The 22,185-nt window shown below is 72.9% G+C and carries 19 protein-coding genes; 8 read left to right on the top strand and 11 right to left on the bottom strand.

Translation table 11 applies throughout. The annotated features are described in order from the left end of the window. Positions 1–36 precede the first annotated feature (36 nt). Positions 37–603 (top strand): nucleoside deaminase, encoded by a 567-nt coding sequence (locus tag AB0G84_RS08145; RefSeq protein ID WP_361317225.1) that lies wholly within the window; start codon positions 37–39, stop codon positions 601–603. Between the two features lie 61 nt (positions 604–664). On the opposite strand, the gene AB0G84_RS08150 is transcribed toward AB0G84_RS08145, so the two are convergent. Further along, positions 665–1,435: a hypothetical protein gene (locus AB0G84_RS08150; RefSeq protein WP_361317228.1), complete on the bottom strand. Its 771-nt coding sequence runs from the start codon at positions 1,433–1,435 to the stop codon at positions 665–667. 537 nt (positions 1,436–1,972) lie between these two features. Between AB0G84_RS08150 and AB0G84_RS08155 the strand changes: the two genes are divergently transcribed. Beyond that, the gene (locus tag AB0G84_RS08155; RefSeq protein ID WP_361317827.1) at positions 1,973–2,599 is read left to right on the top strand and encodes a histone deacetylase; all 627 of its coding nucleotides are present in this window, start codon (positions 1,973–1,975) and stop codon (positions 2,597–2,599) included. Positions 2,600–2,675: 76 nt separating this feature from the next. Here AB0G84_RS08155 and AB0G84_RS08160 read toward each other — a convergent pair whose 3' ends face one another. Next, on the bottom strand, positions 2,676–3,482 hold the full coding sequence (locus AB0G84_RS08160; protein ID WP_361317231.1) for an HAD-IIA family hydrolase: 807 nt from the start codon (positions 3,480–3,482) through the stop codon (positions 2,676–2,678). A 193-nt stretch (positions 3,483–3,675) separates the two neighbouring features. On the opposite strand from AB0G84_RS08160, the gene AB0G84_RS08165 reads away from it, so the two are divergent. Beyond that, positions 3,676–4,980, top strand: coding sequence for an alpha/beta family hydrolase (locus AB0G84_RS08165; RefSeq protein WP_361317234.1), 1,305 nt, complete (start codon positions 3,676–3,678; stop codon positions 4,978–4,980). Positions 4,981–5,215: 235 nt separating this feature from the next. Here AB0G84_RS08165 and AB0G84_RS08170 read toward each other — a convergent pair whose 3' ends face one another. Beyond that, on the bottom strand, positions 5,216–5,539 hold the full coding sequence (locus AB0G84_RS08170) for a putative quinol monooxygenase (protein WP_361317236.1): 324 nt from the start codon (positions 5,537–5,539) through the stop codon (positions 5,216–5,218). Between the two features lie 134 nt (positions 5,540–5,673). Next, positions 5,674–6,501 (bottom strand): hypothetical protein, encoded by an 828-nt coding sequence (locus tag AB0G84_RS08175; RefSeq protein WP_361317238.1) that lies wholly within the window; start codon positions 6,499–6,501, stop codon positions 5,674–5,676. 328 nt (positions 6,502–6,829) lie between these two features. Between AB0G84_RS08175 and AB0G84_RS08180 the strand changes: the two genes are divergently transcribed. Continuing rightward, on the top strand, positions 6,830–7,897 hold the full coding sequence (locus AB0G84_RS08180; protein ID WP_361317241.1) for a serine hydrolase domain-containing protein: 1,068 nt from the start codon (positions 6,830–6,832) through the stop codon (positions 7,895–7,897). A gap of 357 nt (positions 7,898–8,254) precedes the next feature. On the opposite strand, the gene AB0G84_RS08185 is transcribed toward AB0G84_RS08180, so the two are convergent. The 3 genes from AB0G84_RS08185 to AB0G84_RS08195 form a co-directional block, all read right to left on the bottom strand. Then, on the bottom strand, positions 8,255–9,463 hold the full coding sequence (locus AB0G84_RS08185; protein ID WP_361317244.1) for a 4-hydroxybenzoate 3-monooxygenase: 1,209 nt from the start codon (positions 9,461–9,463) through the stop codon (positions 8,255–8,257). A 78-nt stretch (positions 9,464–9,541) separates the two neighbouring features. Beyond that, positions 9,542–10,066, bottom strand: a complete 525-nt coding sequence (locus tag AB0G84_RS08190) for a glycoside hydrolase family 16 protein (RefSeq protein WP_361317247.1) — start codon at positions 10,064–10,066, stop codon at positions 9,542–9,544. Between the two features lie 565 nt (positions 10,067–10,631). Next, a complete protein-coding gene (locus AB0G84_RS08195) occupies positions 10,632–12,182 on the bottom strand; it encodes a hypothetical protein (protein WP_361317249.1) in 1,551 nt (516 codons plus the stop codon). Positions 12,183–12,386: 204 nt separating this feature from the next. On the opposite strand from AB0G84_RS08195, the gene AB0G84_RS08200 reads away from it, so the two are divergent. Beyond that, the gene (locus tag AB0G84_RS08200) at positions 12,387–13,622 is read left to right on the top strand and encodes a helix-turn-helix domain-containing protein (protein WP_361317252.1); all 1,236 of its coding nucleotides are present in this window, start codon (positions 12,387–12,389) and stop codon (positions 13,620–13,622) included. Between the two features lie 30 nt (positions 13,623–13,652). Here the strand turns inward: AB0G84_RS08200 and AB0G84_RS08205 are convergent, their stop codons facing one another. Then, positions 13,653–14,570 carry an SDR family oxidoreductase gene (locus AB0G84_RS08205; RefSeq protein WP_361317829.1) on the bottom strand — a complete coding sequence of 306 codons (918 nt, stop codon included), beginning with the start codon at positions 14,568–14,570 and terminating at the stop codon, positions 13,653–13,655. A gap of 82 nt (positions 14,571–14,652) precedes the next feature. After that, on the bottom strand, positions 14,653–15,051 hold the full coding sequence (locus AB0G84_RS08210) for a hypothetical protein (protein ID WP_361317255.1): 399 nt from the start codon (positions 15,049–15,051) through the stop codon (positions 14,653–14,655). A gap of 130 nt (positions 15,052–15,181) precedes the next feature. Here AB0G84_RS08210 and AB0G84_RS08215 point away from each other — a divergent pair, with 130 nt between their 5' ends. Further along, on the top strand, positions 15,182–16,048 hold the full coding sequence (locus AB0G84_RS08215) for an AraC family transcriptional regulator (protein WP_361317258.1): 867 nt from the start codon (positions 15,182–15,184) through the stop codon (positions 16,046–16,048). Between the two features lie 169 nt (positions 16,049–16,217). On the opposite strand, the gene AB0G84_RS08220 is transcribed toward AB0G84_RS08215, so the two are convergent. Continuing rightward, positions 16,218–17,141, bottom strand: a complete 924-nt coding sequence (locus AB0G84_RS08220; RefSeq protein ID WP_361317261.1) for an alpha/beta fold hydrolase — start codon at positions 17,139–17,141, stop codon at positions 16,218–16,220. Between the two features lie 112 nt (positions 17,142–17,253). On the opposite strand from AB0G84_RS08220, the gene AB0G84_RS08225 reads away from it, so the two are divergent. Further along, the gene (locus tag AB0G84_RS08225; RefSeq protein WP_361317263.1) at positions 17,254–17,907 is read left to right on the top strand and encodes a TetR/AcrR family transcriptional regulator; all 654 of its coding nucleotides are present in this window, start codon (positions 17,254–17,256) and stop codon (positions 17,905–17,907) included. Between the two features lie 232 nt (positions 17,908–18,139). Here AB0G84_RS08225 and AB0G84_RS08230 read toward each other — a convergent pair whose 3' ends face one another. After that, a complete protein-coding gene (locus AB0G84_RS08230) occupies positions 18,140–20,554 on the bottom strand; it encodes a hypothetical protein (RefSeq protein WP_361317265.1) in 2,415 nt (804 codons plus the stop codon). Positions 20,555–20,915: 361 nt separating this feature from the next. Between AB0G84_RS08230 and AB0G84_RS08235 the strand changes: the two genes are divergently transcribed. Next, positions 20,916–21,995 carry a helix-turn-helix transcriptional regulator gene (locus tag AB0G84_RS08235; RefSeq protein ID WP_361317268.1) on the top strand — a complete coding sequence of 360 codons (1,080 nt, stop codon included), beginning with the start codon at positions 20,916–20,918 and terminating at the stop codon, positions 21,993–21,995. The last annotated feature ends 190 nt before the right edge of the window (positions 21,996–22,185 follow it).

Consider the following 22,185-nt stretch of genomic DNA (forward strand, 5'->3'; position numbering starts at 1 on the left):
CCGCGAGGGCACACAGTGCCGATCGGAGAGTCCGAGATGGATCACAAAGAGCTGATGACCGAGGCGGTACGGCTGGCCACCGAGTCCGTGGACCAGGGCTGGGGCGGCCCCTTCGGAGCGGTGCTCGCCCGCGATGGCGAGATCGTCGCCCGCGGACAGAACCGCGTCCTGCTGACCGGCGATCCCACCGCGCACGCAGAGGTGGAGACCATCCGCAAGGCGGTGCAGATCCTGAACCCCGAGGCCCCGTCAATCTCCCCGGCCCGCGCGAACGAGAGCACCCTGGAGTACGTGCCCCGCCCCGAGGGCTCACCGGACCCGGTGCCCGAACGCGCCCGGATGCTCCAGGGCTGCTCGATCTACATCAGCGGCGCGCCCTGCCCCATGTGCATGAGCGCCATCTACTGGTCCCGGATCGACGCGGTGTACTTCAGCTGCGACCTGGACGACACCCGGAAGATCGGCTTCGACGACACCTTCCAGTACGAGGACTTCCGCAAGCCGCTCGACGAACGCCGCATCAAGGTCGAGCAGTTGTACCCCGAGCTGGGCGCCAACGCCTATGCCACCTGGATGAACCGGGCGGAACGGCACGCGTACTAGGCCCCCACGTCACAGCCCTGGGTACGCCCCACCGCCCCGCCCCCGCGTCTCCGGCCGCCGGTCACTCGTACATCACGTACTCCGGCTGCGGCCGGAGACGCAGCACCTCCTTGGGCGTCATCAGGCGGCTGCCGCCCTCCGCGTCCTCCTCGTAGAACAGCTTGAAACCGGTGTGCAGCCCCTCGGGCAACTCCTTCACCAGCCGCCGCCAGGTGCCGCGCTTCATACCCGGCGAGCCGATGCCGTCGGCACTCTTGATCAGCGCCACCCCCGGCTGCGGCCGCAGCGCGGACTGCTCCCGTACGACGGACGTGGCGACCTGGTGGAACACCAGCGGCTTCTCCGGCAGGTCGTGCTCCGCCACCAGCCCGGACAGATAGCGGGCCACCCGGGTCAACTCACCGCCGTCGGTGCGCCCGTAGGTGTCGCCGGGCACCTGGCCGGGCCCCATCTCCCACTCCGGGTCCAGCGCGATCCCCACGTCCGGATGGACCAGCCAGTCATGCAGCGCCTTGACCTCGTCGAGGACCGGCGCCCGACCCGGCTGGATGTTCAGCAGCAGCAGCGCCCGCCGCCGGCGCGCCAGCCGGTGGAAGCGGCCGATGGTGGCGGCCGGCGTACGCGAGCGGTACCTGCCGTCCGGCCCTGGCGCGGAGTTGGCGACCACCGCCAGCAGTTCGAGCACCGGAAGCGGCTCGCGCCCGGCGGCGTACGCGCGGGCCACCTTCTCGATCTCGGCGGCCCGCTCGTCCGGATCGCCGGTCCCCAGCCGCCCGAGTGCGGCCGCCCCCGGCAGGCCGCAGAACCCCACCAGCCGGTAGCGGGGGAACAACTCCCGCCCGCCACGCGGGAGTTCGGGCTTCCCCCGGGGCGGTTCGGGGCGGGCGGTACGGCCCGGGGACGCGGTGCCGGACGGGCTCCCCGGCCGGCCGGACGCCTCCCCGACACCGGACCCGGACGAGGGCGTCCGCGCGCCCCCGGACCCGGATGAGGGGCTGCGTGCAGGGGCCGCCCCCGGTGCCCGGGCGGCCCCCTCCCCGCACCCGGTGAGCAGCCCTAATCCGGCCGCAGCCGTCGCGGCGAGCAGCCCTCGCCGGCTCGCCGCCCCAGATATCGCTCGTCCGCTCCGCTCTGACCTGGCGTTCGTCACAGCGCCTCCGCCCCTCGGTGTGTTCCGGTCCGTGCTGTGCGCATCTCCACCGCGCCCGCGGCAAAACCCCCGCGCCGGTGCCCGGAAGCGGGCACCGCCGTCGCATACCGTGCGGATGTGATCCGGCCCCACCCCCTCGAACCCCTGGACGCCACCTCCGGCACCGTCCACGACCTCAGCCGCACCTCGCACCTCTGGTACGCCGCGTACGGCTCCAACATGCACCTGGACCGGCTGACCACGTACCTCACCGGCGGCCGGCCGCCCGGCGGGCTACGCAGCCACCCCGGCTGCCGGGACCCGCGCGGCCCGGCCCGCTCCGCCCCGGTGATGCTGCCGGGACTGCTGTACTTCGCCACCGAATCGCGGGTGTGGACCGGCGGCCGGGCCTTCTACGACCCCGACCGGGCGCCCGCCGACGGCGCCCCGGCCGAACTCCCGGCCCGCGCCTACCTGCTGACCACCGAGCAGGTCTCCGACATCGCGGCCCAAGAGATGGAGCGCGCGCCGGGCGGCACCCCCGACCTCGCCGAGGTCCTCAGCGACGTCCTCACCCACGGCCGCGCCCGGATCGGCCCGGGCCGTTACGAGACCCTGGTGTGCGCCGGGCTGCTGGACGGCACACCGGTGCTGACCTTCACCGCTCCCTGGAGCAGTGCGGACGCCTCCGTGCACCTCAACCCGCCCTCCGCCGCCTATCTGGAGCACATCGCGGCCGGCATCGTCACGGCCCACGGCTGGAGCCCGCTACGGGCGGCGGCGTATCTGGCGAGCTGCCCCGGTGCCCACGGCTACTGGGCGGCGGAGGACATCGTCACGCTACTCAGCACCCCGGGCACGCCGTAGGGCGCCTCTTTCGGAGCTTCGGCGAGCCGACGAAGCTCCGAAGGAAACGCCGTCGCTCAGCAGGAAACGCCGTAGCTCAGCGCGCGAGCAGGGCGGGCAGCTCGGCGAAGGAGTCGATCACGTGGTCCGGGGACCCGTCGGCCGCCCGGTGGGTCTCCGGAAGGTACTTGCCGGTCCTGACCAGCACGCCGGTGATCCCGCAGCGCTGGGCGGCCAGCACATCGGACTCGATGTCGTCGCCCACCATCAGCGTCCGGGAGGCGGGGACGCCCAGATGTGCCAGCGCCGCGGCGAAGAACGCCCCGGAGGGCTTCCCGGTGACCACCGCCTCGGTCCGGGCGGCCCGCTCCAGGCCCAGCAGGAACGCCCCGGTGTCCAGATCGAGCCCGCCGGCCGTCCGCCAGTACAGGTTGCGGTGCATGGCGACCAACGGGGCACCGCGCTGCAGGCACCGGAAGGCGGCGTTGAGCGCCGCATAGCCGAACTCCTCCCCCGCCCCGCCGAACACCACCACCTCGGCCTCCGGGGCCGCGCCGGCGACCTCGCCCCGGGTGCCCGCAGCGACGATCTCCACCTCTGCCAGATCGTCCGCCACGTCCCCGCTGCTGATCAGCAGACAGCGCGCCCCCGGATGGTGTTCCCGCAGGTAGGCGGCGGTGACGGCGGGGGCGGTCAGGATGTCGTCGGGCCCGACCGGGAACCCCTCGTCGGCCAGCCGCGCGGCGATCGCAGCGCGGGTCCGCGAGGTGGTGTTGGTGACCAGCGCCAGCGGGAGCCCGGCGGCGCGCAGCCGCTCCATGGCCGCGACGGTTCCGGGGAGCGCCCGCCACGACACGGTCAGCACACCGTCGATATCGATCAGAACCGCTCCGATTCCTTCCATGTGCCGACGGTAACCACGGCCGGCCCGGAGTCACCACGGCTCGCCGGCGGCCACCACCGCGCGCCGCCGCGCGTACGGGCCCGGCCGCCCCGGCGCTGCTCGGCCGACTTGCAGGGCCCCGGTATCTGCGGTTTCGTCGAAGTGAGGTGTGGACGTGGCTTCCGTCTCCCCTGGGGTAGGGGGTGCACACACTGTGCTGTTCACCGACCGTACGGACGCGGGGCAGCGCTTGGCTGAAGCGCTACGGCACCTGGCGGGGGAGGATCCGATCGTCCTGGGCCTGCCGCGCGGCGGCGTCCCGGTGGCGTTCCAGGTGGCGCGGGCGCTGCGGGCCCCGCTCGATGTGATCGTGGTCCGCAAACTGGGGGTCCCCTACCAGCGCGAGCTGGGCTTCGGCGCGATCGGTGAGGGCGGGGTGCGCGTCATCAGCGACGACATCGTCCGCCGTGGCCGGCTGGGACAGGCCGATCTGGCCGCCGTGGAGCAGGCCGAGTCGGCGGAACTGGTCCGGCAGGCACACCGGTTCCGCGACGGGCGGCCCCGGCTGGCCCTCGACGGCCGGACCGCGATCGTGGTGGACGACGGGATCGCGACGGGCGCCACGGCGGCGGCCGCGTGCGAGGTGGTACGGGCGCAGGGCGCGGCCCGGGTGGTGCTGGCCGTGCCGGTGGCGCCACCGGACGCCGCAGAGCGGCTGCGCACCGCGGCCGATGAATTCGTCTGCCTCTCCACCCCGTTCGGGTTCTCCGCCGTCGGCGAGTGGTACCAGGACTTCTCCCAGACCCCGGACGAGGACGTGGTGTCCCTGCTGGCGCGGGCCGCGAGCGGGACGGACACCGACTCCGGCGCGGCGTCCGTGCCGGACGGCGGGGACGTGATCGAGGAGGTGGCCATCGACGCCGCCGGGGTCCGGCTGACCGGGGACCTCCATCTCCCCGACGGGTCCAAGGCCGTCGTGATGTTCGCGCACGGCTCGGGCAGCAGCCGGCACAGTCCGCGCAACCGGCTGGTCGCCGAGGCGCTGAACCAGGCCGGTCTGGGCACCCTGCTCTTCGACCTGCTCACCCCGGCGGAGGAGGCCAACCGGGCGAACGTCTTCGACATCGAGACGCTCGCCGAGCGGCTGACCGACGCCACCGCATGGCTACGCGGCCGGGCGGACGTCCCGATCGGCTACTTCGGCGCCAGCACCGGCGCCGCGGCGGCGCTGCGGGCCGCCGCCTCCCCCGAGGCCGACATCGGCGCGGTGGTCTCCCGCGGCGGCCGGCCCGACCTCGCCGGGCCGCTGCTGGCCGGCGTACGGGCCCCGACGCTGCTGATCGTCGGCGGCAACGACCCCTTGGTCCTCGACCTCAACCGCGAGGCCGAGGCCGCCCTGCGCTGCGAGACCCAGCTCGAAATCGTGCCCGGTGCCACCCACCTCTTCGAGGAGCCCGGCACCCTGAACCGGGTCGCCGACCTCGCCCGGGACTGGTTCCTCGGGCACCTGGTGGGCTGAGGGGCCCGGGTGGGCTGAGCGGGCTTCTGCTGCGCTGCGGGGGCCTTCGGCGGGCTGAGGCGGCTGCGGCGGGCTGCGGTGGGCCGGCGCGACGGAACCGCACGGCCGGGCGTCCCGTCGAGCCCCGGCCGTGCGGTTGCCGGGTCGTGCGCCGTCGGTCACCCGCCGTGCGGAGGTCCCGGCCGTGCGGAGGTCCGGTCGCGCGGAGGTCCCGGTCGCGCGGAGGTCCCGGCCGTCAGTCGAGGGCGAGCTCGCCCATCGCGCTCCAGCCGTGCGCACCCTCGATGGTGGTGCTCACGATGTCGGGGGTGCGGCGCAGCAGCGGGCGCATGGTCTCGAGCCCCGCGCGGAAGTGGTCGGAGTTGACGTGCGCCTCGCCGGCGCCGTCCTCGAACGCCTCGACCAGGACGTAGGTGTGCGGGTCCTCGATGCTGCGGGACCACTCGAACCACAGGTTGCCGGGCTCGGCGCGGGTGGCGTGGGTGAACGCCTCCACGTGACGGGGCCACTCTTCGGCGTGCTCGGGCTTGACGGGGAACTTGACGACAATGAAGATCATCCGGCGATTCTAGGACACCGACTGGCAACCCTCATCAACCGGGGCATAAGGGTCCGGGTTTCCTCCGGCGCCACGCACGACCAGCGACGAAGCCCCGCGGTCCCGGCCTGCCCCGGCCCGTTCACCCGGCCCATTCACCCTCGCACACCGGGTTCGGCCGACGGCGTCCGGCTCAGCGATCTGACCAGCAGTACGCCGACGACGATGAGCGCGACGCCCAGCCAGAGCGGGCCGGCGTCGAAGGCGAGGACCGCGATGCCCACCGGCGTCAGATAGCCGGCCAGCGGGATGAGCAGCGCGCTGAGCGGCGGTTCCGGAGGTCCGGGCACCCCGCGTTCGCGCCGCGAACGGGCGCGCACGACGTCCGGGTACCAGCGGGTGAACTGGAGCGCGACGATGATGGCCGCGATCTGGATGATCCAACCGGTCCACACGTTGTTCGAGTTGTGCAGCACCAGGTCGCCGAAGGCACCGGCTATCGCGGCCACCGCGAAGGCGGCTCCCCAGGCGCCGGTGATGAGGTAGTTGGTGCGCAGGAACCCCGGCTCGTTCCAGACCTCGGGAGGCGTCTGCTCACGGGCGTACTGCAGCGTGAAGGGGACCCGGAGAGCCATCGACCCCAGGGCGATCACCGTCAGGGCGATGCTGGAGACCTCGCCGGAGTAATTCTCCAGCCAGCGCAGCATGCCCGGGGAGGCGAAGATGCCGATGACGGCCATCGCGGCGAAGAAGACCACATCGGCGACCTCCAGGATCTTCAGCGAACGTCCACGGTGGTGGATCCGGCCGACCACGACCAGGGCCACGGCGAGCGCGAGGGACACCCCGACCGCCACTTCATAGCGGCCCGGCCCGACCAGTATCGACATCGCGATCCACGGCGACATCCCGATGACGGGGCTGTCGAGCAGTTGGGACAGCTTGCTGTCGGCGGCCGGCGCCTGCTGCTGGGCACGTGACATCACAACACCCCTCCGCGCCCCTCGCAAAGGAGCACTCCCTTCCACGCTAGACCGGGGGCAGGGCAACCTCTACTCGGGGCGCGGCGGGGGCTTCTCAGGGACGCGTCCGGGGCGGGTCAGGGGCGCATCGGGGCAAGCCCTGAGGTCCCGGCGCAAGTGCCTTGGAAGGCTGAGGGTCATGAGACATGAGCGTTCTTCTTCCTTGTCACGCAGGGCAGTTGTGGGGGCCGCGCTCTCAGGTGCGGTGGTCGCCGCGACGGCGGGCCCCGCGCGGGCCGCCACGCCCCGGCCGGCGGCGCGGCCGTCGGGCGGGCCGGTGCCGAGGCCGGTGCCGCCCGCCGCTGCCGTCCCCCCGCTGAACGTCCCCGCGCTCCGGGCCGCCCTCGCGGATCTGGAGCATCCCCGGCTGACCTCCGCCCAGCTGCGGGTGAGCGGCTCGGCCGGGCGGTGGTACGGCACCGCCGGGGTCGCCGACCGGGCCGAGGGGCATGCGGTCCGGGCGCGGGACACCTTCCGCATCGGCAGCATCACCAAGGTGTTCGTGGCGACGGTGGTGCTGCAACTGGTCGCCGAGCGCCGGATCGGGCCGGCGGAACCGGTGCAGCGTCATCTGCCGGGCCTGCTGCCGGCGGAGTTCCCACCCGTCACGGTGCTGCAGTTGCTCAACCACACCAGCGGACTCCCCGACGAGCAGGGCGTACCGGACCTGTCCACCCCGGAGGCCGTTGCCCGGCACCGCTACGACCGGTGGACGCCCCGGCGGATCGTGGCCACCCTCCCGCCCGGCCCGATGAAGTTCGCCCCGGGCACCGCGCAGGAGTACCGCGGCATCAACTACGTCCTGCTGGCACTGCTGATCGAGCGGCTCACGGGCCGGCGGTACGGCGAGGTGATCGGCAGCCGCATCCTGCGCCCGCTGGGCCTGCGGCACACCTCCGTGCCCGGCGACGACCCCCGTATCCACGGCCCGCATGTGCACGGCTATCTGGCGATGACCGACGGATCCCTGCTGGACATCACCGAGTTCAACCAGTCGGAGGCCTGGGGCGAGGGCGAGATGATCTCCAACACCGGCGATCTGGACCGCTTCGTCACGGCCCTGTTCGCCGGCGAACTCCTGCCGCCCCACGTACTGCAGCGGATGTTCACCCTGCCGCCGGACGAGGTGCGGATGCTCGACGGCAGCCCGGCCCGCTACGGCGCGGGCCTGCAGACCGTGACGATGAACGGGATCACCTTCTGGGGCAAGACCGGTGAGCGGTACGGCTACGCCTCGGCCATGGTCGCCACCCGTGACCAACAGCGCAGCGCGGTGCTGTCGTTCACCCCCGTCCGCCGCGACACCACCCAGCAGCAGGTGACGATGCGGGTGGCCGAGGCCCTCACCCGGGCCTAGGGTGCGTCGTTCGGAGCCTAGGGTGCGTCGTTCGGATCGCGTCGGGCTCGCGGGGCCCGCCTCGTAGGTGGCCCGGAAACGCGGTGGGCTCCCCGCGTCCCGCTGGTGGGCGGGGACGTGGGGAGCCCATCGGGGCCCGGGGGTGTACGGGCCGGACACGGACTTCGGCTCAGGACTGCGGCCGCTTGCCGTGGTTGGCGCCCTTGCGGCGTGCCTTCTTCTTACGACGGCGCTTCGAGGACATGGCGTCTCCCTTCTCCGTACATCCACCTTACGTTTCGCGGAATTTCTACCACTTCAACGCGGCATCCCGCGCTCCGTCACAGATCCGCTTGCGGTCACGGATCCGTTTCCCGGTCATAGATCAGCTTCCTCACCCAGATACAGGTCGGCAAACGCCTTTGCCGCGGACGGTGAGCCCAGCAGCCGCCGCAGTCGGGCCGAGGCCGTGCCCGCGCGGAAGCGGTCGCCGGACGAGGCGCCGTGCAGCACCTCGGACAGCCACTGCGAGAACTCCAGGTACTGCCAGACCCGGCGCAGAGCGGCCTGCGAGTAGCCGGCCAGGCCCCGGTCGTCGCCCCGGTAGTGCGCGATCAGCGCCTCGGCGAGCAGCAGCGCGTCATTGAGCGCGAGGTTCATGCCCTTGGCGGCGATCGGTGCCACCAGGTGTGCCGCATCGCCCGCCAGGTGGAGGCGGCCGTAGGACATCGGCTCCACGACGTAGTTGTGCATGTCCAGCACCACCCGTTCGCGTAGCGGTCCCTCGGCGAGCGGCCGGGCCACGGCCGCGGCCAGCCGGAGCTGGAGTTCGTCCCACACCCGGGTGTGCGGCCAGTCCTCGGCCCGCTCCCCCGGCCGGACCTCGAGGTAGTAGCGGGTGACCTCGGGGCTGCGGGCCATATGGGCGCCGAACCCGCGCTCGTGGATGCCGAAGACCACTCCGTCGGCGGACGGCGGCGCCTCGGCGAGCAGGGCGAGCCAGGCGGCGCCGTGGTCGTAGCGGGTCAGCCGCGTCCGGCCGGCGGGGATCGCGGCCCGGCTCACCCCGCGCGCGCCGTCGCACCCGGCGATGAAGTCGCACTCGATGCGGTGCCGGGCCCCGGTCTCCGGGTCGGTGTAGGAGACGGCGGGCCGGGCACCGTCGATGTCGTGCAGCCGGACCTCCCGTACGCCGAAGCGGACGTCACCGCCCGCCCGGTCCACATAGGCCGCGGCGAGGTCGGTGACCAACAGGGGCTGCGGATAGACGAAGTGCCGCCGACCGGTCAGCTCCGCGGTGCGGAAGGTGTGCCGCTCACCGTCGAAGCGGAACTCGAACTCCGCCTGGGTATCGGCACGTTCGAGGATCCGGTCGGCCAGCCCGTGCCGGGCCAGGGCGTGCACCGCCCACTCCTCCACGAACCCCGCCCGCGGCCGCCGCTCGATGAACTCCCGGCTCTCCGCCTCCAGTAGCACACAGTCGATGCCGGCGGCACGCAGCAGGTTCGCCGTGGTGAGCCCGGCGGGACCGGCTCCGATGACCGCGACCGAGGTGCGTGTGAGGGCGGGTTCGGCAGGAGAGGACACGGCGTGCGTTCCCTTCGGGGCGGGGAGCAAGATCGCACGCAGTATGGCGGTTGCCGGCGCGGGGCCGCCGGGCGGGGCTCAGTGCTGCCAGACCCGGACGTAGTCGACCAGCATGTCCCGGGGCAGCACGGTCGGGCCGCCAATCGACGACGACACCGTGTTGTCCATGATCAGGTACTGCGGAGAGCTGGTGACGCCGGTGGTGATCTGGCCGACCCGCACCCCGTCGTAGTAGTAGGTCACCCGCCCCGGCTCCCAGTCGGAGGCGAAGGTGTGCCAGCCGGTGTAATTCCCGGGGGCGCACTTACCGGGACCGCCGGACGGGGAATGGAAGTGGAAGCAGGCGCTACCGCCGAGCCCCTCCATGGTGTCGTTCTCGCCGTCCTTCGGCCAATTCTGACCGTTGGACCACAGGCCCGGCCAGTTCGCTATGCGCGTGCCGCTGGCGGGGATATAGGCCCGCCATTCCACGACACCGTAGCGGTACTGGAACTTTCCGTTGGTATTGACCAGCGAGCCAGTATTCGGCTTGGATTTCCCGCCGCAGACCGAGGGGCGCGCAGCCGCCTTCAGGTGGAGGGTGCCGTCACCCGGCAGGGTCACCTGACGCGAGTCGTAACAGGCCTGCTCAGCACTGTTGACCGGGGAGGTGACCCCGGATCCGAACCATCCGGGGGTCCAGGTTCCGGCCAGATTCGTGCCAGTGAACTCATCGGAGAATTTCTTTGTCCAGGCGCCGGGTATACCGACGGGACCAGCCGAAGTGGGGCTCGGTACGGAGGTCGACGACGCCCCAGTTGTGGCGCCTTCGGCGAAAGTGGGAATGGAAACGAGGGCTCCGACGGCAAGTGTGGTTGCCGTGACCTTCAGACGATTCACGATTTCGTGACGCCCCTCTCTTGATTCCCCCCATCGACCTGATCGGAATTCGTGATCCATAGCGCGAGCAGGTACCAGGAGTACACGTGTCCGCGGGGAATCCACCAGCTTTTTCGCTGTGATGTGCGGGGGCTCACAGCGCCGTCCCGGCGTCCACCCGGACCACTCCTCCCCGCGCGGACGCCCGTGACCTGCGCCTTTCTACCCGGAGCGGGGATGGCGAAGGCGCCTGCACCGGGTCGGTCCGGGCAGGCGCCTTCAGTCGGGGTGCGGTCCGCGGACCGCGGGTTCAGGCCGGGGGCAGCTTCCCGTGCCCGAAGAGCTTCCGCTCGTCGTGCAGGGCGAACGGCGTGGTCCTGAGGTCGGCGATCTGGATGCCGAAGATCTTCAGCTGGAGCATCAGCTCGGTCTTGAGGTCGTAGCCCGCGCTGAGCGCCCACGCCGGGTCACCGCCGCCGGTGGCCGCCGCGGCGCGCCCCGTGAGGTGCACGGAGAGATCGCCGCCCACCCCCGCGGTGTCGTACAGGAACACCTCGGCGTGCGCCCCGACCTGCGCCTTCGCGGTGGCCGCGCCCTCGACCCGGGGCTTGCCGCCCTTGGTCTGCTGGTGCGCCTCGTGGAGCGGCTGCCAGCCGTGCCCGCGGTCGTACCGGGCGCCGACGGCGAACGAGCCGGTGGTGCGCTGGTCGGCGTCGAGCACGATGCGCCCGCCGGCGGTGAAGCGGTAGGTGAAGGTCACCTCGGTGCTGACCACGACCGGAACCGGGCCCACCCAGAAGACGTGCCGGCCGGTGACCGCCGCCAGCGGCACCGCGACCTGTCCGGTGTCGGCGGTGCCGCGCACCTTGCCGTGCACCTGCCAGCCGTAGGCGTAGGAGCCGCCGAGGCCGACGGCCGCGCGCTCCGGCAGCGGGTTCAGCCCGCCCCGTCGGTCGTACTGGAAGATCAGCTCGGGCCGGAAGCTGACCTCGCCGGCGAGCCGGGCGGGGGACTTGCCGGTCGCCTCGACGCCCTTGGGCAGGGGCACATTGACCCCCAGCCGCAGGGTGCCCAGGCCCTTGGCGGCGCTGGGCGGCAGCGTGCCGCGCGGGGTGGCGTCCGCCGCGGGGGCCGCGGCACGGTCGAGCTGGGCGTGCATACCGTCAGCCGAGGCCGACGGGGCGGGCGAGGCGCCATCGGCGGTCCCACCGTCCCCGGCGGGCGCACTCGCCCCGCCGGAGGGGGCCGGGCTCGCACCCTGGGACGGCGTGGCGGAACCGTCGCCGCCCTCGGCACCCGAGCCGCTGCCGTCGGCCGGCTTCTGCACGGTGACGCCGGAGGAGAGCGGCTTGACGGTGAGTTCGCCGCTGCGCAACGCCGCGCGGCGGTCCACCTTCTGATCGCCGAGCAGCTCCGAGAGGGTCGCGGGCGCGGTGGTGACCCGCACCTCGCCGTCCTGGGAGCCGGTGACGGTACGCACCTTGAACAGGGCGCCCGCTGGGGCCTTCCGGCTCGGCGCCGCGGCGATGACATCGCCCGAGCGCACGGACTTGCCGCCGGACGGCTTGAGCACCGCCCGCTTGCCCTGGGCGTCGTACGACGAGAGCCGTACGGCGACCGAGCGGCCCGAACCGGCGGGCGCACCCGAGGGCTTGGCGACGACGGCGGCCTCCGGGCCGGGGGCTCCGCCGTCGCTGTCCGGCTCGGTCTCCGGGCCCGGGGAGCCGGCGGCCCGTATGCCGGCCGAGGAGGTGCCGGAGTCCGGCGAGTCCGAGAGCAGTGCGTAACCGCCGAGGGCGGCGGGGACCAGTACGCCAACCGCAGCGGCGGGCACCGCGATACGGCGCCAGGAAACAGCCATGGAATTCCTTGGGGGGTGGGGGTGGCCGGGGTGGCCGGTGAGAGGAACGGCAGGGCCGCGCACCACACCACGGACGGATCCTGACAACAGCCCAGAAGTCGTTCAGGATCGAACATCTGTAGGGGTTTCGGGCGGCTTCCTCGTAGCATGGCGGCGAATGATCGCTTTCGCCATAGGGAAAGACACCGAGTCGGGAGGGGACGGGTGGAGAGTTCCACAACGGTGCCGGAGGCCGTCGCCGCGCTGCACGCCCGGATCGGCGCCCTCACCGACGAGGTCATCGACGCCCTCCGGGGTCAACTCCCCTCCTACGCGGCGCTGCCGGTCGACCGGATCCGGCCGCGGGTGGCGGTGGCGGTGCGCAACGGCCTGGCGCTGGTGCAGCGCTGGGCCGGCGAGGAGCACCGGTCGCCGCGGGGCGGCGGGCGCTCCTACGTCCTCCCCGCCGGGCACCTGGACGAGGTGGCCGCCCTGGCCCGGACCCTGCCGGTCGAGGACATCATCTCGGCGTACCGCATCGGATCAGACGTCGTCTGGCGGCGGTTCGGTGAGGAGATGGCGGCCCGGAACGCCACCGCCGAGGAGTTGCTGCCGATCGCCGAGACGCTGCGGGCCTGGGCGAACGCCACCACGCTGCGCATCGTCCGCAGCTGTCACCTCGGAGCCCGGCGGGGCGCGCCGACCGACCGCCGGCGCGCCGCGCTGGTCCGCGCGCTGCTGCTCGGCGAGGCGCGCTGGGACGATCCGGACGGCGGGGAGGCGGACGCCGCGTGCGACCGGAGCACCCTGCGCCTGCCCTTCCGCGCACGGCTGCCCGTCGCCGGCCCCGAGGACGCCCCCGCCTCCCGGCCCGGGCCCGGCGCGGACCCGGGGGACGAGGCCCTGGCCCGCGCCCTCGATCTGCTGCGCCCCTGGCTCGCGCGGGACGCGGCGGGCCGGCCGCTGGTGACGACCGTGGACGGGGACGCGGCGGGGCTGCTGGTCGGGCGGCCGGGCGGGCTGTGCCGCGGCCTGCTGGTGGGCCTGGGTGCCCCGGCGGCCCGGTCCGCCCTCGCCACCGAGTTCACCCGGGCCACCCATGCGCTGCGCGCCGCGGCCGACTCGGGGCTCGTCGGGGCCTTCACCCGCGAGGAGCTGGGGCTGCGGGCGACGGTCGTGGCGATGCCGGCCGTGGGCGACCAGCTGGTACGGCTCCGCTTGGAACCGCTGGCCGAACGCGGCGAGGACGGCGCCCAGTTGGAGGAGGCGGCCGCCGCCTACCTCCGCCAGGGCATGCGCCTGGAGGCCGCCGCACGCAGCCTGTACGTCCACCCCAACACGCTGCGCAACCGGCTCCGGCGCTTCGAGGAGCTCACCGGCACCAATCTGCGCGACCCCGCCGACCTGGCCGAGGTCTGGTGGGCGCTGGCCCACCGCCGGATCCACGGTCCGGCCGAGTGAGGCGCGCCCCGGGGCGGCCCCGGTGTGCGCTCAGCGGGCCTGCCAGCTGTCCGGCTGTCTGCCGTCGAGGTCGGTGAACCCGTACTCCCTGGCCAGCTGCGCGGAGCTGACCGACCGTTGGTTCCACCGGTGCCGCGCCGGGTCGGCGGCCAGGGCCACCGCCGCGCGGCCCACGTAGCGCGGTGACTCCGACTCCGCGAACCCGGGCGGTGCGGTCGGGAGCCCGTCGTCCCGGTCCGGGGCGAGCGCCGCGCGCCAGTTGTCCTCGCGAACGCCGTAGGCGTCCAGCATCATCTCCGAACGGAGCCAGCCGGGCGTCAGGGCGACCGCGGTGCCGCCGTAGGGCCGCAGCTCGTGTCCCTGGGAGAACGCCAGCCGGTTCACCGCGGACTTCGCCAGGTCGTAGAAGACCGAGATCCGGTACGACCCGGCGTTGAACTCCGCGGTGCCGTCGGTGACTTCGACGAGCAGGCCGCCGGGCTCCTCGATCAGCAGCGGGAGGAGGTGGTGGGAGGTGATCAGGTGCGTGTCGACGGCGAGCCGGAGGATGCGCAGGCCGTCGTCGAGACCGTGCCGCCAGACCGGGGTGTTCCAGTCCGCGGGCCCGCCCTTGAGGCGTTCGGCGCCCCAGATGTCATTGACCAGGACGTCGATGCGGCCGAACTCGCCGCGCAGGCGCACGGCCAGGCGGCGTACCTGCTCCGGGTCGAGATGATCGACCTGGACGGCGATACCGCACCCGCCGAGCCGGGTGACCAGCTCCGCGGTCTCCTCGATCGTCTCGGGGCGGTCGTAGTCCGACCCGCCGCGACCGGTCACGCTGCTGCGTCCGGTGCAGACCACGGTCGCGCCCGCCTCGCCCAGCGCGGCGGCGAACCCGCGTCCTGCGCCCCGGGTCGCTCCGGCGACCACGGCGACCTTCCCGCGCAGGGCTTCGGGGTCCGGCATCCACACCATGCCCCGACTATCGCAGCCGGTCCCGCCGGGCGGCGTCCGCCGCTCCGTGCGGTGCGGCGGACGCCGTAGCCGGTCACCCGGGCCGGGTGGCGGCCTCCCGGCGCCGGACCACGGCGTCGAAGTGTGTCCAGCCGTCGATCTCGCGGCCCGAAGGGTCGTCGGGGCACCACCCGTGCCGCAGCGCCTCGTCGAGCAGGGCCCGTACGGTGCCCGGCTCGTGCAGGTTGAGGTGGCGGCCCCCGGAGCACACCTCGCCCGAGGACATCGGGAACCCGCTGGCCGCGAGCCGGCCGGGGCCCTCCCGGAACAGGATGCGGAGGTGGCCCCTGGCCCGGAGCCGGCGCAGGACGACGGATTCGCAGCAGTCCTCGTACCGACCGCTCTCCCCGGCGCGGTGGGTGTGGTTCAGGGACCACAGGAAGGTCTCCCCGCCGACGACGAGGCGTCGGGCCTTCTTCGGGTTGCGCGCCATCCGTCGAGGGTAGCGGTACGGCCCCGCCCGGCGGGACGGGCGCCGAACCCGACCGGACCGGGCACAGGATGTCGGGTCCGGCAGGGTGGGTCCTTCCTAACGTGAGGGAGCGAAAGGGAAGGAGACCGGGGTGCTGGAGCAGCTGAACCAGGCCATGGCGCACATCGAGTCGCGTCTCGACCAGCCGATCGAGGTGGCCGAACTCGCGCGGATCGCCATGACATCGGAGTACCACTTCCGTCGGATGTTCTCCGCGCTGGCGGGCCTCCCGCTGTCGGAGTACATCCGCCGCAGGCGGCTGACCGTGGCGGGCGCCGAGGTGCTCGCCGGTGAACGGACGCTGCTGGAAGTCGCATTGCGCTACGGCTACGGCTCGGGGGAGGCCTTTGCGCGTGCCTTCCGTGCCCTGCATGGCGTGGGGCCGGGCGAGGCCCGGCGGACCGGTGCGGCGCTGCGCTCCCAGCCCCGGATGTCCTTCCGCCTCATCATCGAAGGGAACAGCAGTATGCGATACAGGATCGTGGACAAGGACGCCTTCCGGGTGGTCGGCAAGAAGGCCCGGGTCCCGCTCGTCCACGAGGGGGTCAACCCGGCGATCGCCGAGTTTATCCGGGGCATCGCCCCGGAGACGATACGGCGCCTCACGGCACTGGCCGACCAGGAGCCGCGGGGGATCGTCGGGGTGAGCGACCAGCTCGACCCGAGCCGGGCCGAGGGCACCGAACTCGACTACTACCACGGCGTGGTGACGCACGCCGAGGCACCCGAGGACCTGGACGCCCTGCCCGTCCCCGCGGGGACCTGGGCCATCTTCGAGAACTCCGGCCCGTTCCCACAGGCGCTGCAGCACCTGTGGCGGGACGTCTACACCCAGTGGTTCCCGTCGAATCCGTACCGGAGCCGGCCGGGGCCGGAGATCCTGCGGGTGAGCGTGTCGCCGGACGGCGCGCACGCGGACGCGGAGCTGTGGATCCCGGTGGAGCGCTCCGCCGCCTGAACGGGCGCCAGCTGAACGGGCACCGGCCGCACGGGCATCGGCCGGCGGCCCGGGCTCTTGCCCGGGCCGCCGGCGCGTGCCGGATGTCCTTCACCTCAACGCCCTCGGCGACGGAGCCGGCCCGCGCGCCGGCGAGCCGCGGCCGGCCGACGGATGGTTCACGGGCGGTTCACGGGCGTTCCACGGAGTCCATGAAGCGCAGCATCCGGCGGTTGACCTCCTCCGCGTGGTCGATCTGCGGACCGTGGCCGGTCTGCGCCACGATCTCGGCCCGGGCGCCGGGTATCAGCCGTGGGACGCGCTCCTCCTGCCGCCGCGGGTGGACGAGCAGGCTTCGCTTGCCGAGCACCAGGTAGAGCGGGGTGCGGATGGTGGCCAGTTCCTCGTCGGACAGCGGCAGCGGAGCCGGCCGGCGGATCCGGTACGCCCGGACCCCTTTCCTGACCATCGTGCGTAGCTCCGGCACCACGAGCACCGGCTGCTCCAGCCAGGACGCCAGCCGGGGCCGGAGGGCCTTGGGCGCGAAGGTCGCAAAGAGGCTGACGAAGATCCAGGTGAAGAACCGCAGCCCCACCTTCTCCAGGCCGCCGGGGTCGAGCAGGGTGACCGAGGCGAGCCGGCCGGGCCTGCGGTGCGCCTGGTTCAGGGCGAGCCATCCGCCGTAGGAGGTACCGACCAGATGCACCCGGTCGAGCCCCAGCCCGGCCAGCGCCTCGTCCAACCACTGGGCGGCGCGTTCGGGCTGGTGGATGGGGGCACTCTGCACACTGCGCCCGGGGTCGCCCGGGGTGTCGAGGGCGTAGACCGGGCGATCGGCGCTGAGCGCTGGGGTGTTGGGGTACCACATGGCGGAGCAGCTCCCCGCTCCGTGCACCAGGACGACGGGGGTGCGGGAGCCGGCGGCCGGGTCTTGGGAACCGTAGCGGTAGACGTGCGTGGTGCCGAAGGACGTCGCCACGTCCGCCTCCGCGCACGCGTCCGCCCCCAGCGCGAACACCGCGTCACAGGCCGCGAAGTAGCGCTCCCGCCGGGCATCGCTCACATATCGGCCGACATCGGCCTGGGCACGGCTACGGGTCGTGGGCACGGCCACCTCCAAAGGGGGGTCGATTCTTCGTGATACGAACGTACCACGATGTTGATACAGCGGTATCATCAAAGGGAAATGGCAACCCCGGAGGGAACGACGAGAGGAGCGGCGGCCGATGCCCAAGCGCGTGGACCACGCAGAACGGCGCACCGAGATCACTGAGGCGCTCATCCGGGTCGCCGGACGACGCGGACTGCACGCCGCCGGGATGCGCGAGGTGGCGGCGGAGGCGGGTGTCTCCCTGCGGCTGGTGCAGTACTACTTCGAGACCAAGGAGAAGCTGCTGCTGTGCGGGCTGCAGCGGCTGGCCGAACGGTTCGGGGAGCGGGTCGCCGCCCGGGTCCGGGCCGCCGGGGACGCCCCGGGGCCCCGCGCGGTGATCGAGGCACTGCTGCACACGGCGCTGCCCACCGACGAGGAGAGCCGCACCTTCCACCTCCTCTACACCTCGTACGCCGTGCTGGCCGTGCACGACGAGGCGCTCGCCGCCCAGCCGTTCATCCGGAACCCCGATGCCGCCGAACGGACCCTGACCGAACTGCTGGGGCAAGCACAGGAGTTGGGGCTGGTGGCGTCCGAGGTGGACGCGTCGGCGGAGGCGGTCGGCCTGCTTGCGATGTCGGCGGGCCTCGGCACCGGCGTCCTCGTCGGCCAGCGCAGCCCGGAGTCCGCCGCCGGGGTCCTGGACCACCACCTGAACCGGATCTTCCGGGGCCGGCTCGTCCAGGACCACGGCCACCGCTCACCGGCGCGGCGCGACCAGGCGTGACGGCCGCCCCCCGACCGCGCGCCCGGACCGCACCGGCGGCCCGTCGGCGCCGCCCGCGGCAGCACGGCCGGGGTGACCGGAGGCGTACGGCCGGGGTGACCAGAGAGGCGTACGGCCGGGGTGGCCAGAGGCGTAGGGCCGGGGTGACCAGAGGCGTAGGGCCGGGGTGACCAGAGGCGTACGGCCGGGGTGACCAGAGAGGCCTACGGCCGGGGTGACCAGAGGCGTACCGCTATGCCCCGGCCGCCGCGCCCGCGGTCGACATCAGCTCGGCGAGGGTGCCCACGAAGTCCGGCAGCAACTGCAGACAGACCGCCCAGGCGTCCGGGTTGGTGCCCAGTCGCTCGGGGGCCAGCTCCGCGACCTTGTCCCGGAGCCGCCGCCGGTCCTCCTTGGAGGGTCCGTCCGCGAGGTACCGGCATATCAGGTCGAGTCCGGTCCGGGCGGGCGCCGCATGGGTCACGAAGTCCTCGGGGCGCAACGTGCCGCGCTCCAGGGCCTTGTCCAGCAGATAGCCCAGGATGCTGTCGGCGCGCCCCAACCAGGCGAGGAACAGCTCTCGCGGACAGCGCGGGAGCATCACGAGTTCGGCCACCAGCTCCGGAGCGAACGGCGTGGACCGGTGGGCCGCCACCAGCTCGGCCCAGGGCACCTCCAGCTCCTCGCTGAGGAGCCACTTCAGCCGCTCCTCGGGACGGCTGCCCGGCCTGAGGACGTACGCCGCGAGGCGTTCGGGGGACTTCTCCTCGGCGAGCCTGGACCGTAGTTGTACCAGGCCGTCGGGGGCCTCCAGCAGTCGCTCCGTCCAGCGGGTGAGCGCGGCCGGGAGGCGGTCCATGGCCAGGATCTCGCGCACCGCGTCCGGCCCGCCCCGCTCCCACACCGCGCTCAGCAGCCGCAGCCGAGTGGCCGGGAGGTGCAGCCGCAGACGGCCGACGACCCGGCGGGCCACGCCGAGGTCGCCGGAGTCCACTCCGGACAGCAGCTTGTCCCGGTCCTCGCTGACGATGAGCTCGTCCAGCACCGCGAGCAGCTCGTCGGGCACCGGGCGGGTACCGCCGCCGCGCAGCCGCCCGGCCAGCAGCCGTTCCTGTTCCGGCCCGTTGAGCCAGCCGGCGAGGTACCGGGCGTCGATCTCCGGGTCGTTGAGATTCAGCAGGTAGTCCCGCTTCTCACCGCCGGGCTGTCCGGCGGCCATGGCCAGCTGGGCCGGACGGCCGTGGGCGGCCACCGCCGCGTCGCGGACCGCCGGGGACGGGTTTCCCCGCACCAGGAACTGCTGGACGCCCAGCCCGTCGAGGTGCGGGACCACGGCGGTCTGGGCCTCCTGCGAGGCGGAGTCCAGCAGGGCGAGGAAGGCTTCCCGGGCGCTCTGACGTACCTCGCCGAGCGGGAACTCCGCCTCCCGTGGCTCCGGCCAGTCGGTGCGGCGCTTCACCCGGGCCCCCGGCCCGGTGACCTCCGCGATCAGCTCGGTGGGGCTGCCCCGGAAGCGCCGCAACCGGGCGTAGCACGTCAGCCAGTTGACGGGGTCCGTGCCGAGCGGGGCCACCAGAGCGGCGAGGGCCTTGCGGGTCGGCTCCTCGTCGTACGCCAGGGCGCACAGCACGCCCTTCGCGGGTGCCAGCTCGGCCAGCACCCGGTGCAGCGGCGCCTGGCCGTCCCGGACGCGGTACTTGAGGACGTCGAGGTCAGTATCGAGAGTGGCGGGCTCCTTCAGGACCTCGAAGGGCAGGTCGGTGGCATGCCGCACGGTGTCGCTGGGGTCCTCGCGCAAGCGCGTCATCACCAGGTCGTCGGGGCAGCCCTCCCACCGCATGAGCCGGCGCAGGTCGAGGGGCCGGCGGGCGTGCTCACGCCGGATCAACTCCCAGTCGAGGCCATCGGGCTGCACCGCGTCACCGCGGCAGTAACGGAGTTCGAGCAGCCCGCGGAGGTGGTCGGGGTCCTCCCACTCCCCCGCGGCCCGGTGCTCCCTCAGGAGGGACTCCGGGTCGGCGGCGTCGACGGCCCGCCGCAGCAGGTCCGGCAGCCAGGGGTGCCCGGTGTCCAGGTCCGGTTCCTCGTCGAGCAGTTCGAGGAACCGCGTGAACGGCTCGGTGCCGCCCCACTCCTCCAGGAGGCTCAGGCAGGCGTCCACGACGACCGGCGGCGGGAAGTGCCCGGCGAACAGGGCCAGGGCACCGACGTGCAGCCCGATCAGGCCGCTGGTCAGGACGGGCAGGAGACCGGGGCCGGGGCGCTGCGCATACAGCAGCGGGAACAGGCCGTCGTCCTCGTACCAGCGGGGGTCGCTGAGGTCGGCGGCGTGCACCAGTGTGGCCAGCAGATCGGGGATCTCCTGCACCGCGCGGTGTTTCCCGCCCTCGTCGTCCCGGAAGTACGCGTTCCACAGCGCCTTCCCGACCACCGGATCGCCGAGCTCGGCGGCGCCCAGGAGCCACTCACCGGGGTCGATCGTCAGCGCGGCCCGCATCTGCCGGGCGTCCCCGCCCAGGAGCTCCTCCACCATCCGCTTCGGCAGCCCGAAGCGATGGGCGAGGGCCCTCAGCAACCGCGGCTGCATCCGCTCGGCGAGCGCATCGGCGGTGGCCGGGTCGGCGACGCTCAGCGCGGTACGGAACGCGAGCTGGATGCTGTCGGTCACGAGTGGATTCCCCTTCACGGAACGGTATTCGGGCCGCGGGCCGATCGGCACCGACCCCGTGCCACCGATCGTGACACGGACCACTGACAACGCCTCGACGGTGAACCCCTCTGCGGCGAGGGGCCGTTCGCGCGGAGGTGACGGCCAGTGCGGCCGGTGCGGTCGGTGCGGTCGGTGCGGTCGGTACGACCGGTGCAGCCGGTGCTGATGGTGATCTTGTGCAGTTTCTCCGTTGGTCACCCGGTTTCGTCAGATGTCCGCAAAATCATGCTCCCCTTCCCTTGTGGGAGAGGTTGTCGGACCCGTAAGAATGGCACCGCTCCGCGGACCGTTCATTCACCCATCAAGGATGTCGATAAGGTTGGAAGCGTCAGGGCTGCCGAAGTTGAGCGCAGTGGGCATCACCCTCTACGAGCTGGCACTGAACAGTTCGGCCGTGCTCCCCGCCTCCCTTCCGGGCCAGTTAGGCAAGACCGTCGAAGAGGTGGAGGAGGCGCTCGCGGAGCTGAGCGCGATGGGGCTGCTGTGCCCGGCCGACGACAAGCCCGGGATGCTCACGGCCGTCAGCCCCGACAGCGCGGCAGCCCAGACCCTCTTCCCGATGGAGCAGGCGCTGCGGGACCAGCAGAGTGCGGTCGCCCAGGTACGTGCCGAGTTGGAGCGACTGCGCCCCCTGTACGCCGCCACCCGGGCCAAGTGGCTGCGGAGTTCGGGGATCGAGATCCTGCTGACGCTCAAGTCGGTGCGCAGCATGCTCACCGAACTGGCCGCCTCCTGCACCACCGAGATGCTCACCTCACAGCCCGGTGGCGGGCGCCCCACCCCGGTCCTCGAAGAGGCGATCGTGCGGGACGAGGACCTGCTGCGCCGCGGTGTCAAGATCCGCACGCTCTACCAGCACACCGCCCGCTACAACCAGCCGACCGTCGCGTACGTGGAGCGCGTGGCGCGGCTCGGGGCCGAAGTCCGCACGCTCAGCGACGGGTTCGCGCGTCTGATCGTCTTCGACCGGAAGACCGCGGTGATCTCCTACCACGGCCATCCGCACGGCGGTGTGCTGGTCCACGACCAGAGCATCGTCGACTTTGCCGTCGCCTCCTTCGAGCGGACCTGGCTGACCGCCACGCCGTTCGCGGCGGACTATCAGGTCGAGCAGGTGCGGGCCCTGTCGTCGGAGGTCAAGCAGGACATCATGCGGCTGTTGGTGTCCGGGCTCGACGACCGCGCCATCGCCCGGCGCCTCGGCATGGGCCTGCGCAGCTGCCAGCGCCATATCGCGGAAATAATGGACCAGTTGGAGGCCCGCAGCCGGCTGCACGCGGGCTATCTGATCGGCCAGCGCAATCTGCTCGGGTCCCCGGACCACGGCGCGGACGGGCCGGCCGACGACGACGCGGCCGGAGCACCCGGCGGCACCAAGGATCCGGTGCGGACCTCATAGGGTTCTCCCCGACCGGGAGCAGCGGCGCCGGCCTTGCCCGCTGCGCATGCGTCAGAGCGCGCCTCCCCATGAAGTGGCTCTCGACGCATCAAGATCCACTTCCGAACGCACCCTAGATGCCCCGCCGACACGTATGCGCTTTCGGGTGAGCCCGCGTCCGGAGCGGGTCGCCCCGCCGCCCGCCGTGCTG

The organism is Streptomyces sp. NPDC020742 (assembly GCF_040641675.1).
Taxonomy (GTDB): domain Bacteria; phylum Actinomycetota; class Actinomycetes; order Streptomycetales; family Streptomycetaceae; genus Streptomyces.

Bases quoted from the DNA above. Each gene is read 5' to 3' on its own strand.
- AB0G84_RS08145 (WP_361317225.1), top strand. From the start codon at position 37: ATGGATCACAAAGAGCTGATGACCGAGGCGGTACGGCTGGCCACCGAG.
- AB0G84_RS08155 (WP_361317827.1), top strand. From the start codon at position 1,973: ATGCACCTGGACCGGCTGACCACGTACCTCACCGGCGGCCGGCCGCCC.
- AB0G84_RS08160 (WP_361317231.1), bottom strand. From the start codon at position 3,482: ATGGAAGGAATCGGAGCGGTTCTGATCGATATCGACGGTGTGCTGACC.
- AB0G84_RS08170 (WP_361317236.1), bottom strand. From the start codon at position 5,539: ATGATCTTCATTGTCGTCAAGTTCCCCGTCAAGCCCGAGCACGCCGAA.
- AB0G84_RS08175 (WP_361317238.1), bottom strand. From the start codon at position 6,501: ATGTCACGTGCCCAGCAGCAGGCGCCGGCCGCCGACAGCAAGCTGTCC.
- AB0G84_RS08195 (WP_361317249.1), bottom strand. From the start codon at position 12,182: ATGGCTGTTTCCTGGCGCCGTATCGCGGTGCCCGCCGCTGCGGTTGGC.
- AB0G84_RS08205 (WP_361317829.1), bottom strand. From the start codon at position 14,570: ATGCCGGACCCCGAAGCCCTGCGCGGGAAGGTCGCCGTGGTCGCCGGA.
- AB0G84_RS08210 (WP_361317255.1), bottom strand. From the start codon at position 15,051: ATGGCGCGCAACCCGAAGAAGGCCCGACGCCTCGTCGTCGGCGGGGAG.
- AB0G84_RS08225 (WP_361317263.1), top strand. From the start codon at position 17,254: ATGCCCAAGCGCGTGGACCACGCAGAACGGCGCACCGAGATCACTGAG.